At 41.5% G+C, this 13,965-nt stretch carries 12 protein-coding genes and 1 pseudogene; 3 read left to right on the top strand and 10 right to left on the bottom strand.

All coding sequences use genetic code 11. The annotated features are described in order from the left end of the window. Positions 1-60: 60 nt before the first annotated feature. A complete protein-coding gene (locus ACWU4D_RS10545; protein WP_456051383.1) occupies positions 61-1,344 on the bottom strand; it encodes an aminotransferase class V-fold PLP-dependent enzyme in 1,284 nt (427 codons plus the stop codon). Between the two features lie 252 nt (positions 1,345-1,596). Between ACWU4D_RS10545 and ACWU4D_RS10540 the strand changes: the two genes are divergently transcribed. Further along, positions 1,597-1,752, top strand: a complete 156-nt coding sequence (locus ACWU4D_RS10540) for a hypothetical protein (protein ID WP_456051382.1) — start codon at positions 1,597-1,599, stop codon at positions 1,750-1,752. Positions 1,753-2,081: 329 nt separating this feature from the next. Here ACWU4D_RS10540 and ACWU4D_RS10535 read toward each other — a convergent pair whose 3' ends face one another. The 6 genes from ACWU4D_RS10535 to ACWU4D_RS10510 form a co-directional block, all read right to left on the bottom strand. Next, entirely contained in the window at positions 2,082-2,843 is a 762-nt protein-coding gene (locus ACWU4D_RS10535) for a LamB/YcsF family protein (RefSeq protein WP_456051381.1), read from the bottom strand. 42 nt (positions 2,844-2,885) lie between these two features. Continuing rightward, complete coding sequence (locus ACWU4D_RS10530; protein ID WP_456051380.1) at positions 2,886-3,869, bottom strand: 5-oxoprolinase subunit C family protein; 984 nt, start codon at positions 3,867-3,869, stop codon at positions 2,886-2,888. Beyond that, positions 3,866-4,552 (bottom strand): 5-oxoprolinase subunit PxpB, encoded by a 687-nt coding sequence (gene pxpB / locus ACWU4D_RS10525; RefSeq protein ID WP_456051379.1) that lies wholly within the window; start codon positions 4,550-4,552, stop codon positions 3,866-3,868. Before pxpB ends, ACWU4D_RS10530 begins: the two co-directional genes overlap by 4 nt. 152 nt (positions 4,553-4,704) lie before the next feature. Then, on the bottom strand, positions 4,705-6,012 hold the full coding sequence (locus tag ACWU4D_RS10520) for a TRAP transporter large permease (protein WP_456051378.1): 1,308 nt from the start codon (positions 6,010-6,012) through the stop codon (positions 4,705-4,707). A 3-nt stretch (positions 6,013-6,015) separates the two neighbouring features. Then, on the bottom strand, positions 6,016-6,594 hold the full coding sequence (locus ACWU4D_RS10515; RefSeq protein ID WP_456051377.1) for a TRAP transporter small permease subunit: 579 nt from the start codon (positions 6,592-6,594) through the stop codon (positions 6,016-6,018). 54 nt (positions 6,595-6,648) lie between these two features. Continuing rightward, on the bottom strand, positions 6,649-7,641 hold the full coding sequence (locus ACWU4D_RS10510; RefSeq protein ID WP_456051376.1) for a TRAP transporter substrate-binding protein: 993 nt from the start codon (positions 7,639-7,641) through the stop codon (positions 6,649-6,651). A 549-nt stretch (positions 7,642-8,190) separates the two neighbouring features. Between ACWU4D_RS10510 and ACWU4D_RS10505 the strand changes: the two genes are divergently transcribed. Together ACWU4D_RS10505 and ACWU4D_RS10500 are read left to right on the top strand one after the other, a co-directional pair. Further along, positions 8,191-8,571 (top strand): hypothetical protein, encoded by a 381-nt coding sequence (locus ACWU4D_RS10505; protein WP_456051375.1) that lies wholly within the window; start codon positions 8,191-8,193, stop codon positions 8,569-8,571. Positions 8,572-8,615: 44 nt separating this feature from the next. Then, positions 8,616-8,933, top strand: a pseudogene (locus tag ACWU4D_RS10500) (DUF3394 domain-containing protein). 512 nt (positions 8,934-9,445) lie between these two features. Here the strand turns inward: ACWU4D_RS10500 and ACWU4D_RS10495 are convergent. The 3 genes from ACWU4D_RS10495 to ACWU4D_RS10485 all read right to left on the bottom strand — a co-directional run bounded on the left by ACWU4D_RS10495 (position 9,446) and on the right by ACWU4D_RS10485 (position 13,956). Next, entirely contained in the window at positions 9,446-11,080 is a 1,635-nt protein-coding gene (locus ACWU4D_RS10495; RefSeq protein WP_456051374.1) for an HAL/PAL/TAL family ammonia-lyase, read from the bottom strand. Between the two features lie 27 nt (positions 11,081-11,107). Next, positions 11,108-12,772: a urocanate hydratase gene (locus tag ACWU4D_RS10490; protein WP_456051373.1), complete on the bottom strand. Its 1,665-nt coding sequence runs from the start codon at positions 12,770-12,772 to the stop codon at positions 11,108-11,110. Between the two features lie 95 nt (positions 12,773-12,867). Next, on the bottom strand, positions 12,868-13,956 hold the full coding sequence (locus tag ACWU4D_RS10485) for a DUF917 domain-containing protein (protein WP_456051372.1): 1,089 nt from the start codon (positions 13,954-13,956) through the stop codon (positions 12,868-12,870). Between the last annotated feature and the right edge of the window lie 9 nt (positions 13,957-13,965).

Here is a 13,965-nt window from a genome sequence, read left to right as displayed (position 1 = left end):
TTCAAATGGGCTGCTTTACTATTACCGCAATTATATAAAATCGGTCGCCATAAGCGTCAACTATATGCAACACAAAGATTTGGTAATACGAAGGAATTCTTCTATATCTGCCGGACTGTGGCAATGAATAGGAGAAACACGAATTGCACCTTCAAGTCCGAATGACTCAAGCATTCTTGATGAATATGGACTTGATAGAAGTCGTTCAAAGGTAATCACACCAGCTTCTTCATAAAGTCTTACTGCTTGTTGGTGTTCTATTTGGTCGAAACCAATCGCCATAATGAAATCTTTTTTTGTCATATCCTCAGAATCTAGATACACATGAACCCCTCGAATGTTTCTTAAACCCTCAACATCATCGGTTCCCTCTAGCATCATATTCATTAGCGCTCTTTCATGCAGCTTAATCCGCTGCATGCCTTCAACAAAGAGCGCTCTGCGAGCATTTGACTTACTAAACTGTTCACCAATCCAACATACATAATTGACAACTTCAGTAAGAGCGGCGAAATGTGCAGGAGCAGAGCTGCCCAGTTGCCAAAACGCCTGAGGTTTAGCAATTAACTTATTATGTGGAAGATTCGCCAATCTCTCAGAAATAAATCCGACACCAAACCCTCGAGGTCCAAAAAATTTATATGGAGCAAAATTGATTCCATCAACTGGAACCTGAGATACATCGATAATGCCATGAGGAGCATGCTGCACCGCATCGGCAATAATGTAGAGATCCGGTTTAATTTTACGCGCTTGTTCAACTATTTTCTTTTCTTCAAGCAGAGCACCAGAAATATTTGATGCGTACATAAAACTCAATAAACAGGTATCTTCATCAACTAATTTGATGATCTCCTCGACATCGACTCCCCCAGTCTGCGGATTCGTCTTGGCAATACGTAACTCTTTGCCGGTTTTTTTTGCATAAGAAACCATCGCATCATACGCTGAAGGGTGCTCTAGCACCGTAGTCACAACGTTACCTCCAGGAATATTTTCCATAACGGATTTTACCATTTCAAACATAACCATTGATGCGGTTAAAGAGGTCACAATACTCCCTGATTCAGCATTTAAAATAGTTTTTATCGATTCATACCCTTTCTTTTGCTGATTCATAAGCCATGTAGCAGTTTGGTTTCCGTGGTCTGGACAATCAGGTAGCTGGTCTAGCTTTTGGAAAGTACTGCTTGCCGCTTTTAGTCTAAACGCACCGCCAGAATTATCGAAGAACAGTCGTTTTTTGTTCTCGATTGGATCAATATCAATATGATGAAATTTGTCTTTTATTTCTTTCATCAACGATTCACTAAAAAACTCACCGTTGTCTGAGTTATATTGCATCAACGTTTCCTTCTTGATTTATAGACATATGCTTAACTGACTCTGCAAAGTCTTAAGCTTTTACTCTTTTATAACTGGAAATAGGTTATCGATACCTTTCTATTTATCTCGATTGCTACATAAAGAGCGAATCATTATTCAACAGTTTCGCGTAAAATATTGAACACAAATATGACGGCTAAATACAAATAACATAGCCGAATCAAGAGCCTTTCTTTTATCTATTTACCTTAAAAGTAGGTCTCTTCACTATTGATTCAACTCAAGCAACTTGAAGCGATGTATTGGATATTTAAATGGGGTAACTTGCCACAGCCGCAGAAAAACTTCGCACTACTCAATTCGCCATATCCAAACGGACCACATTTAACCGTTCTCGACGCCAAGCTAACAGCCAAAGCTCCATAATCTAGCATCGATGTATCTATTGACTGATGTTTTTTACATAATAAAATCTACACAGTTCAGACCTTAGTAAGTAACAACCTTATTGCACAAATAGTGCTCACATTGTCTGATTTTTGGGTTCACTTACTTGTCTCTTAAAGCAATGATATTTTTATTTGATAACAATGAAATGAGCACGATAGTTATTCGACTTAAACTACCTTCACTTTTGCATACGACGGTAGATAACTCCGATAACGATTCGCAACATCATCAAAACGTTTCTGACTACTCTAAGCACGCATGTAGTTTTAGCCACTTCCTGCTAAACAGTTATTAACTCGTAATTATTAATATCCAAACTGACTAATTTCACTACCAGACTCTAGAACGGCAGCTTGAATAGTATTTGCTAGTTGCAGTGCACCAACAGTATCGCTGTGTATTAAGATTGAGTTAATTGGCATAGCCAACAATGATCCGTCAATTGTTTTGACAACACCTTCAGATACCACACGACGTACACGTTCGGCTACGGCGTTAACATCTTTGACGACCGAATTTGCTTCTGAACGAGGTACCAGTAATCCTTCAGAGGTATAAGCGCGATCAGCCAAGAATGAGAACACCACTTCTAATCCTGCATTTTCAGCTTCCTGTGCAGCGGCTGTATGCGGAAGGCCGATATACTTTAAATTTGCGTCGAACGCTTTAATTGTTTTAATCAGCGCACGTGCAACATCACGATCAACAAACGACAAATTACCAAGTGCGCCATGAAAATTCGCGTGTTTAAGCTCCGTACCAGCAGCTTGAGCAATGGCCTGTAATGCACCTAATTGATAGGTTGTCATCAATTCAAGTTCTCGAATGGTGAAATTCATTGTTCGACGACCAAATCCTTGCATATCTGGGTAGCCAATATGTGCTCCCACAGCCACTCCACACTCAATAGCTCGTCGTATGGTCTTATCCATAACCATTGGATCACCTGCATGGTAACCACATGCTATATTCGCAGAAGAGACTATTTCAAGTAGCGCATCATCTTCAGCAATCGTATAAGGTCCAAACCCTTCTCCGAGATCAGAATTCAGGTCAATGGATTTCATAATATTTCACCTTGTTTAGCCTATTTGTATTTATTGCTAATTTCAAAATTGAACTTGTTGCAGTTGAGTACGGATCGACTCAGATTGCCACCTCAGGTCATCAAGCTCTCTGCGCCGATTGCGAATTGCTTCGACAGCATCATTTGGCGAACAAAGCCTAAATCGAATGGAACCCCCTGGTCTAATTTGCGCTAATTTTCTCAGATCAGATTGAATAACCACACCTAATTTGGGATACCCACCACAGGTATTAGCGTCATTTAATTGAATCACAGGCTGGCCTGAAGGTGGCATTTGTACACAACCCGGTAAAATTCCATGTGAAAATAATTCCAAGCGTTCTTTTGGCTCTATAATTGGTCCACTTAGACGGTAACCAAGTCTATTACTTTGTGGCGTAACAACCCAATTTGTCTGCAAGAAATTTGTTTGATTTTCATGACTATAACTGTCCCATTGAGCAGCGGGAATCATTCGGACTTCAACAGTCACATCGGGTTTAGCACAACGAAGTACACGGCGAGATATCCCAAAACCATTGGTCAAACACGATGTAAATGTTGGATTGAGCAATTCAATTTGATCGCCATCTTTCAGCGCTCGTCCATTTAACCCACCAAAACCAGCTTTTAAATCAGTAGAACGCGAGCCCATTACTATCGGCACATCAATGCCGCCAGCAATCGCGATATACGCCCGTAATCCAGATGTCGACATCGATGTCTTTAATATTTGGCCCGCCTTAACGCTAATTGCTGACCAAGGAGGAATAGAACATCCATCTAGTGTGGCACCAACATCGCATCCAGTGAAAGCAACAGTTGTATCACTATGAAATTTTAATACACAGCCACCCAACGTTATTTCCAAACCTGCAGATGTTTCCGAATTTCCTAATAAAATATTAGCAACGCAGTATGCAAATTCATCCATCGCACCACTCTGCCCAACTCCAATTTGACGATACCCATGTCGACCGAGATCTTGAATGCTAGTGAGCATGCCAGATTTGACAACCTCAATCATTTCAGCTCCTCTTTAACGTGAAATCGAACAACGTCACCAGGCGAAAACAGGGCTGGTGGCTCACTATTAGGGTTAAAACATTCAACATCGGTCTGGCCAATAATGTGCCAGCCGCAAGCCGAGGTACATGACAAAATACTCGCCTGTGACCCGCCAATAATAATCGCACCTGCTTCTACTCGAGTTCGAGGAACCTCTCTTCTTGGCATCGCAAGCTTTGAATCTAACCCACCTAGGTAAGGTAGCCCTGGTTGACTTCCAAGTGCATAAACTGTGTATTCCGCTTCACTATGTCGCTTGATAACCTCTGCGACACTTAATCCGGCGTAAGTTGCCAAATCTAAAATGTCCTTAGCAACTTCTCCTCCGTATGAGACTGGAATAACATGCACTCGAGCTGTTGCAAGTTGAGAGGAAGATTTCGTTGTTAGTGACCAAAGTAATTTAATCTCTTTTTGTATCGTTTCGACAGACTCTTCCATTGGGTTAAATATGATTAGAATATTATTCATACCGGGAACCACCTCGAGCACACCGTGTCCCTGTGATACAGCACCTCCAAGCTTCCATACTTGTTGTTGGATATCTAGTTGAAGTCGTCCATCGCTACTTACAACCTCACACAGTAACGCACCTTCTCCCATAAAGCTGAACTGAAGTAATGGTTCATGTTTAAGACTCATAAATTCATCGTGTTCCGAATTAAGTTTCCATTATGATAGGTCTGAGATTTAACATTACTATGAATTACACCTACCCTTGAATTTTGGTTGGACAAACATTAATCACCAAGAAGTTCAACCCATCTACGTTGTATATATGTAATACAATAGTGTCACATCAAAGAAGGAAGGAAGGTAGCCAATTCAGGGAATACCGCCAAGACAAATACAAACACGACCATTAACACAAAGAATGGTGCAATTGAACGTGCTATTTTTCCAAGACTTTCACCGGTTAACCCCTGTATTACATAGAGATTCATTCCTACAGGTGGTGAAATTTGTGCCATTTCAACCACAATAATCAAAAAGACACCAAACCAAATTTTATCATAGCCAGCGCTCGTAATGAGTGGTAACACAATAGGAAGTGTCATTAAAATCAGCGACATTCCTTCTAAAAAACAACCTAATACGATATAACTTACAACTAATAATGCGACTAATTCCATTGGACTTAAATCCATGGATTTAACGGCCGTTGATATTGCTTGTGGTAACCCTAAAAAGCCCATGGCAGTAGAAAGAAATGCGGCGGCTGCAATAATAAGTCCCAGCATACTTGCGGTTTTAGCTGCTCCAATACACGCACCTTTCAATCTACTGAAATTTAGACTCCGCTCAACAGCCATGATGATTAGCGTCACGCCAACACCAATCGACGCAGCTTCTGATGGGCTCGCAAAGCCTCCGTATAATGAAACTAGTAATACACCCATTAAGACAAAAAATGGAATTAACGAAGGCAATCCATCAACCCGTTCACGCCAGATCGATTTTCCAGTGCCGTTTTTATCAGTTGCTGATTTTGGATAGCGGCGCTTGGTTATCACTGCATGTATAGCAATATATGACATCAGCAATAATGCCAATAACAAACCAGGTATCAAACCAGCTGCGAATAGTTTAAGTATCGAGGTTTGCGACAATACCCCATAAATAATCATAATAATGCTTGGCGGAATTAGAAATCCTAGTGTACCCGCTCCGCCCAGTGACCCCATCGCCATTGAACGATCATATCCACGATTTTCCAATTCATCGATGGTAAGTTTACCTACTGCACTAGTAGTAGCCGCAGAAGAACCTGAAATTAGCGCAAAAAAGGTACAACCTACAATGTTAATGTGCATTAATCCGCCAGGCAATTTACGAACCCATGGCTCAAGTGCACTAAAAAGACCATCAATAAAGCGAGAACGCATCAGCAATTCTGCCATTAAAATAAATAATGGTAATGCAACAAGTTCTGGGGAAGATAACCCATTCCAAATCGACTGTGAAAGGAGTTTATCGACAGGCATATTTCGAAATAACGTAAGGCTGGATATTCCTGCTCCCATCAAGGCTAGCGCGACCCAAGCACCAGATGCTAACAATCCGAAAACCAATAAAATGGTTGATAGTATAGGTAAAGGCATGATTTAGTCCTGACTTTTGGTTGATGATTCAGAATTGTCGGTGGTGTTACCATCCGTATCAAAATGCTTGATTTCAACTGGTCGCCCAATCAGACTATTAATCAAACGAATAATGAGTTGTAATGTAAGCATCACGGAACCAAATGCCATAAAGCTTCCGGGTATAACGAGTGCTACATCGTTTACTGTACCTGAGGTACGACCATTTGTGCCATATCGCCATGCAAGCCCTATCATTGCCATTGTCATAAAAGCACTAACAATTAATGCTACTGACGTCGCCACACATTCGAAACCTCGCGGGTGAATTCTTTGAAATAAAGTGACACGAATATGACCACCAGTGCGAAGGGTATAAGCAGCTGCGAGAAAAATAACTCCCATATGTAAATATGCAGCATATTCCCATACAAACGGTAAACTATAGTTAAATGCATTCCGAAGTAGAAGTTCAAGAAGTTGCATCAAAGCAATGCTAAGGATCGCCATCCCTGCGATATAAGCCAACAAGCGTGAAAACTGGTCAGCTATAAGACTCACTCTGTCCCACATAGGAACCTCGATCAATCGGAGTATTGACATGACTCTCATGATCAATATTGAGAGTCACTTTTAGAAGAATTAAGTTAAAGCAACTTAACGTTTAGAGTTAAACTCATCAACAACAGCTTGAGCTTTAGGCCCGAGTTCACTCAATGCGGCTTCGCGTAATGGTGCTGCACGTTTTGCCAGTTCAGCTCGTAATGCATCGTTAAGATCACCATTGGTCATACCATTTTCTGCCAAAAATTTCATCTTCTCTGCATCGACAGTAATGGCTGTTGCCCAAAATTCTGGTTCAAGCTTTTTAGCCAAAGCTTCAATCGCATCACGACCTTCATTAGAAAGCGTTTGCCATGCGTCTAGATTGACACTAACTACATTGGTGTTCCAAGTTTGTCGAGTCGGATAACCAAATTCCAGAAACTCCCAGAATGAACCATCTACTGCAGAAGGAGATGAGGTTGCAACAGCATCGATTGCACCAGCCGCTAAAGATGGAACTACCTCACCCCATGGTAATTGTACTGCGGTCATACCACTTGCTTCTAAAATTTCAGTTGATGACTTGTTGTAAGTACGAATTTTTATACCACTCATGTCCTCAATCGTTTCTATCTTTTTACTTGTGAATATTTGTTGTTGTGGCCAAGGAATTGTGAACAAAATCTTTTGGTTACCTTGTGCGTAAATATCATCAAGTAATGGGCGATAGACCGAGCCAAACGTTCTCAGCTCCTCCATACTTCCGATCAAGTAAGGTAAAGATTCCAATCCAAGCAGAGGATTTGCTCCAGATTGTTGATTCAACAACATGTCACCGATCATTACGAGACCATCACCAACAGCTGCAAACATTTCTGGTCCTTTAAAGCCTAAAGACCCACCGGGATGAAGTGTAATAACAAGCTCGCCATCAGTTGCAGTTTTAACTTCACTAGCAAATTGATCAACCGATTTTACAATGTAGTTATCCGCTGGCCATGCAAGCGGTAAGTCCCAATTTGTTGTTGCGTTCGCATTAACACTAGCACCGATCAACGCTGCTATAACTGTCACTTTAGAAAATACTTTCATTCCTTTGAACATAGGTTTTACCTCATTGTATATTTATTTAAGCAACCTAATTTTTAGCCAATTGCTTATCAAACTGACGGTATGTCAGAAGCAGGAACTAGACTAGTTGTTAGTTAACCTTAATTATGAGGCGAAAAATAGTGATATAAATTCATACAAATAAATTCCTTTAAGGAATGTTTTAATCGTGTTAATTTGCATATGAATAAATATAAGATCTCCGTCACTGACGAGTACGTAATTAAATGCCAAAAGCATCGCCCCCCATGTAAAGTAAGTTCAATTCAAACCTTGAAAACGACAAATCATACATCACGTGTGAAGGTATAAATCAAAATGGTAAAAAAGACTTTCTATGTCTAAGCTCAAACGTTTATATTTGGTCGTTCTAGTTAGTATTATCTGCGCAAGAAACCAATTTTTTAAACGAATTTATATTGGCAATTCGAAGGGCTCATAAGATTTATGATAGAGATGTACTGATATACGCACTAACCTTGTTATATGATATTAGTCTATACATATTTCAGCTAATTGGGTTGTGGTCGCATACGACCAGTTATGGGCGCAGCTGCATTCTTGATGGTGGAATACGTTGATATTCCGTGCTTTGAAAGAGTTAAAACGGCATTTTTGTCAACCATTATTTCTTACATTGCTTTGGTATATATCGTGCATTTAGATGCTATTAAATTGAACATGCGAGGATTGGAACGTGTTGGCAATGGACATTCCACTAAAGATGTCTTGGGCTATGACACTTTTACCGCGACAGCGGTATCTGGGGGCAACCCTATTCGCACTGGTTTTATTGCCGTCTCCTATTCACTTCGCACCGCGCTATTGCCATTTTTGTTTATTTTTAACAACTACTTACCATTGATTTATGTAACGTTACTACATGGAATTATGCTCTTTATCTCGTCGACAGCCGCAATTTAATCTTTACCACCGCGACTCAAGCATATTTTATAACTAAGTTGAAAGTGTGGGAATCGTTTAGTTTACTACTCACCGCATTTACTTTATTTCGTCCTGGTTTTTAGTTGGATTATGTTATTCCTCCATACGAAGAACATTCAGGTAACGACTTTGCGCAAGTGATGGAGAATACTACTCCTGGTACAGAACTCAGACTTAAGGTTAGCGGACATAACGATGTCAATAACCCAGTTACCTTAACCATGATGGTTGAAATGAGTGAGGGAGATACGGGTTTAGAAAGACTGGACAATTACGGTCAAATATTGTCTCTGGTATGCATAAAACGAGTGTTTCTGCCGCTGTCGAACGAACTGGAGTAAGCTGAGCGTTTATTCATCGTGATTTCCCTTACCTATTAGATAGAGTGCATTAAAGGTGTCGAGAACAAAGGTACTCGACAGCAGCGTGATTCCAAGCAAACTGAGCTGAATGAATACAAAGAGCACAATCGAGAACTTCGTTCTGAGATCGTAGAGTTAAAAGCCATATTATCTAAGGTTCAATCGAAAAACACTATATTAATACGGGAAAATAAGGTGTTAAGTGGTATTCGTGCTAAAAACAGCGATTTAACACAGTTGTCTTACGGCAATTAACTGCGTCAAAAGGTAAAACCATATAAAACAAAAACTTAAATTAATCAACATGTAACGTGGTATTTGGTATTTACAAAGTTTGATCATTTTAGTAGTAGAATGGTGATTCTGAACTAGAGAACACTATAGTTTAAATCACCACCAAAAAACCATTATTTAATAACCAGTTGGAAAATAAAACGTCAACCGTAGCAGGTTGATTAAAATTATAATAGGAAAAAGTGTAGGATTAAGAATTAGCAGTTCGGCTCCCAATGACGTAAAAATTTGACACCAGCGCTTATGTCTATAGTAAAGATGCGATCTTTCGTTACGATTGGCACACTCTTTCTGTATTCAACAAGCAACTGCCTAGTTAATGAGCTCATTTTGAATTTGGGCCGAAGATCGATGGCCTGTGAAACGTGTAATAGATGCAGTGACGCCATTTCATACAAGTTCTCCATGATCTGCTCGACGTTTATGATCGCTAGCATACCAAATGAGCCTACATCTTCAATTCCACCCGCCATTGCTGAATGCCCTAAACTCACCGTTGAGGCCAAAAACTGATTCTCTTTATCGAGTGCAATCATCGGCTTTTGTAATGCACCAAAAGCATGCCCGTTATTATCAGAATGAGCTAAAAAGCGAGGAAGCCCTGTCTGCTGTGGTAGGCTAGTTTCAACGAGCTGCGTTGCCAATACATTCGATATTCCTCGTAATCCCGACAACAGATGCTCAGTGGCAATCGCAAGAGGTTGGCCATCATAATTAGCAGAAGGAAAAATACTTCCGATAATAATACCTTTCTCATCCTGAACCTGATATTCGACATCCAAAGGCGTAGAGCTATTCACTTTGCCTAAGACAACAAGCGGATTATCATCGGAATGGTTAATATGCGTAGACAAGCTAGTGTACGCCTGTTGATGTGCTTCAACTAGCTGACCCAGTGTATAAGCGATTTCTCTCAACGAAAGAGAATCTTGCAAGTGACGCCTTGGATCTGGAACCCATAAGTCGCTGCCTTGTAAAACATGACACATTCTTTTAGCAGCTTGCTTCATACCGGAATAAGGACGAGCCGACGTCACTACCTCAATAAATGGTGTCAAGTTTCCATTCATTCCCTCCAGTGCTAACGGAAATAGTATTTGCAAACGCTCAATGAACAACGCTATATCTTCAATAGCAAGAGCGAGCCTTGCAGCAGTAATATTATTGCTGCTAACTATTGCGAGAAAATCCTTCCCAACCAATTTAACGGGTTTGAGTCCTACCAGTTCCATTGCTTTTTTGGCTGGCATCCGCTGATCTTGATATAAAACATCCCATTCACCAATCAGAGCTAAACCAATATGTGCGTTTTGCGTAATATCGGCCTTCCCCATGGAGCCTTTGCCTGGAACAATAGGAGTAATTCCATGTTTGAGAAACTCACAAAGCAGTTCGGTAACAGCTGGCTGCACTCCCGAACTACCAGTAAGCATCATATTCACTCTGATAAGCATTGCTGCTCTTACCGTTTCTATGCATAACGGTTTGCCAACACCTGCCGCATGAGCTCTTAAGCTTGACAGATTATGTTGGCGAGATACCTCCAATAAAGCATCGAATTCACCTTCGGTTGCAGCAAAAACAAGCTTGTCTTTATTCCAACCAACACCAACGGTCAACCCATAAATTGGTTGATTATTACGTATGGCCTGCAAAACAATATTGTGACCTTGCTTTACTCTTGCAAGAGCCAAATGATCGAGCTCAATCGCCAGCTTTTGGTGAGCAACCTGATAGATTTGCTCTGATGTCATCAGCGAAGCCTGAGATCCCAGAACCAACAATGGCTTTGTAGGATGTTCTATTGTTGTAGAAAATGATTGTGTGTTCATAATTCCCGCATAAATTTGAGTAGCTTCTTACTGATGATGTAAATCGATGTAATCAATAGATTTCACCGCAACTTCATCTAATGCATCTTCATACCCAGCATCGGCGTAACGCATAACACCTAAACCAGTATCATTGGTTAACGATATACTTAATCGCTCTTCGGCCGCTTCTGTTCCGTCTGCGATAATCGTCACGCCCGAACTTGTCATATAACCTGAATAACCACCGCCCCCTGAGTGAATGGTGACTAAATCAGCTTGTGAAGAACACATCGCCATCGCATTGATTAGCGGCCAATCAGCAATTACATCGGAGCCATCACGCATATTTTCAGTCATGATATTAGGATGAGCCATTGCGCCTGCATCTAGGTGGTCCCGACTAAATGCGATAGGGCCAGACAATTCGCCATTCGCGACCATCTTATTGACGGCTAGAGCCAGTGCGGTGCGCTCACCGTGACCTAACCAGGAAATGCGCGCCGGAAGTCCTTCAAAAGGCACTTTTTCTTTAGCAAGACGGATCCAATTACTAACAATTTTATTGTCTGCAAAGGTTTTTAAAATATAGTCATCAATATAAGCGATATCCGCTTCACTATTGGTCAAACTCATCCACCGGAATGGGCCAATTGCTCTGGAAAATAACGGACGTAAAAACGCTTCGGTAAAGACAGGAATATCAAACGCGTTTTCAATACCACCCTTCTCTGCTTGCGTTCGAATCAAGTTGCCATTATCGAAAACAACACTGCCTTGCTGCTGAAAACCAAGCATCGCATCAACATGTTCAGCGATTGAGGAAATTCCATCTTTCATCAACCGTTCATTGTCCTTGCCACGCAGTAATTTGGTTTGTTCGGCGGTATAACCTTTTGGCACATATCCATACACTAAATCATGAGCTGAGGTCTGATCCGTAACCACGTCCGGGATAATACCTCGACGTAATAATTCTGGATACACTTCTGCAGCATTACCAAGGAGACCAACCGAAATAGCCTCGCCTTTGTCTTTGGCTGAATTGATCAGGGCCAATGCTTCATCTAAATCTGTTGCACTGTGTTGCAGGTAGCCGTTATCGATACGTTTTTCGATTCGTTCTTGGTCGACCTCCACAACTAAAATACAAGCATTCGCCATCACTCCGGCAAGCGGTTGGGAACCGCCCATTCCACCAAGACCGGCCGTTAATATAAATCGACTGGTAAGATCACCGCCGAAGTACTGCTCTGCAATTCGACAGAAAATTTCGTACGTTCCTTGAATAACTCCCTGGCTGCCAATATACTGCCATGCTCCGGCGGTTAATCCCCCCCAGCAAGTTAAACCTTTCTTCTCTAGCTCATAGAATATTTCTGCTTTTGCCCACTGCCCGACTAAGTTGCAGTTCGCCATGATCACCTTAGGTGCCTTTGCGTGGGTTTTTAATATACCAATCGGCTTACCCGATTGAATAACCAGTGTTTCGTCTGCTTTTAGCCTTTTTAAACCTGCAACAATTTCGTCATGGGAATCCCAATCACGGGCTGCTCGCCCTAAGGCTGCATAGACAACAAGCCGTGAAGGATCTTCACCGACAGACAATACATTTTCTAATAACCGTAGAAGGCCTTCTTCACGCCAACTACCACAACGCAGGTCAGTTCCCGATGTTACGGTAAACTCAGAACGATTTTTATTGGAAGTCATGTGTTTTTCCATTTCAAATTTTTTAGAATTTAGATGCATCGAGCCAAACAAAAGATTGATAAACCCGATGCAGAATGATCATCACGTTACTTTAATTATTTGAGCGCATAGTCACTCAAATTAATCCCTAATGCTTCTTCAACTTCCGGGTATACCAAAGGATCTTTCACTGAACTAGATAGTGGAATATTGTTCATTGGGATATGAAACACATGAAGTTTCATTCCCTCTTTTACTCGTCCAACACTCACGGGTGAGCCATTTTCATCGAGTGTCGTGATGACATCGGGATAGGTTGCAAGGCGCTCGCCGTCTAAGGTTTCTACTGCCATATATTCATTCATTACATGCAGAACCAGAGTACCTTTGTCTGTCTTCAGCTGAATGGTACCCACATCAAAAGCTTGACCTGTATAAACAATATCTCGTTTGCTTACGACACCAGTGGCTAAAATATTGCCTTCGGTGTAGTTACAAATTGCATCTAGCAGGGCGGATGTACCTTTTCCTTCATTGGCTGCGACGGTTTGACCAAGTCCAAGTGCCATTGAAATACCACCTAGAGCAGCGTGTTTTTTTACATAACTAGCTCGAATCGGATTACGACAACTGGCAATAAAGCCGCCCGACATATCTGAAGCCTTACGGAGAATTGGCGACACTTTTGCAGTTGCACCACGAACCGTCAATTCAATATATGAGTTGCTGTCTCGGTGCCCGCCCACAACGGTTTGAATCATTTGCTCAGTCGATGATGCAAGCCCAAGCGAGCCCATATCTCCGGTTGGGTGAGCACGTAAATCACCAACAGCATCAATAACTTTTGTGCCCATCACTGCACTTGGCAGCCAAGCGTTCAGCGTTGAGGACATGCCATTTTGACCAATTATCAAGCCATGTAACGGAGCACCTAACTCCTCTTGTAATAGCTGCGCTGCTTTAACGTAATCCATACCCAGCATTTGCCAATTGGTACTTTCACCGGGAGCGCCGATCGCTGCTGCCGTTGCAATCCAGGCGTCATCTTCTACTTCATCCATAGTCACCAGTTCAGGTTGCCCAGCACTGACTGCAGCGGTGCCCAACATACGGCCATGCTCAACCCAACCACCACCACCACAGGCATAAATAGAACCACCTTTAATGGCAAAATCGACATCTTCTAACGTTAAAATACGTCCCATTGTTCTTCC

The sequence above is a fragment of the Vibrio phycocola genome, from assembly GCF_053850235.1.
Note: the sequence above shows the minus strand (reverse complement) of the source record. Positions and strands in the feature narration are given on the sequence as shown.

Excerpts from the sequence above, each read along its gene's own strand:
- ACWU4D_RS10510 (WP_456051376.1), bottom strand. The coding sequence starts at position 7,641 with ATGTTCAAAGGAATGAAAGTATTTTCTAAAGTGACAGTTATAGCAGCG.
- ACWU4D_RS10545 (WP_456051383.1), bottom strand. The coding sequence starts at position 1,344 with ATGCAATATAACTCAGACAACGGTGAGTTTTTTAGTGAATCGTTGATG.
- ACWU4D_RS10535 (WP_456051381.1), bottom strand. The coding sequence starts at position 2,843 with ATGAAATCCATTGACCTGAATTCTGATCTCGGAGAAGGGTTTGGACCT.
- ACWU4D_RS10520 (WP_456051378.1), bottom strand. The coding sequence starts at position 6,012 with ATGCCTTTACCTATACTATCAACCATTTTATTGGTTTTCGGATTGTTA.
- ACWU4D_RS10530 (WP_456051380.1), bottom strand. The coding sequence starts at position 3,869 with ATGATTGAGGTTGTCAAATCTGGCATGCTCACTAGCATTCAAGATCTC.
- ACWU4D_RS10505 (WP_456051375.1), top strand. The coding sequence starts at position 8,191 with ATGGGCGCAGCTGCATTCTTGATGGTGGAATACGTTGATATTCCGTGC.
- ACWU4D_RS10495 (WP_456051374.1), bottom strand. The coding sequence starts at position 11,080 with ATGAACACACAATCATTTTCTACAACAATAGAACATCCTACAAAGCCA.
- ACWU4D_RS10515 (WP_456051377.1), bottom strand. The coding sequence starts at position 6,594 with ATGTCAATACTCCGATTGATCGAGGTTCCTATGTGGGACAGAGTGAGT.
- ACWU4D_RS10485 (WP_456051372.1), bottom strand. The coding sequence starts at position 13,956 with ATGGGACGTATTTTAACGTTAGAAGATGTCGATTTTGCCATTAAAGGT.
- pxpB (WP_456051379.1), bottom strand. The coding sequence starts at position 4,552 with ATGAGTCTTAAACATGAACCATTACTTCAGTTCAGCTTTATGGGAGAA.
- ACWU4D_RS10490 (WP_456051373.1), bottom strand. The coding sequence starts at position 12,772 with ATGACTTCCAATAAAAATCGTTCTGAGTTTACCGTAACATCGGGAACT.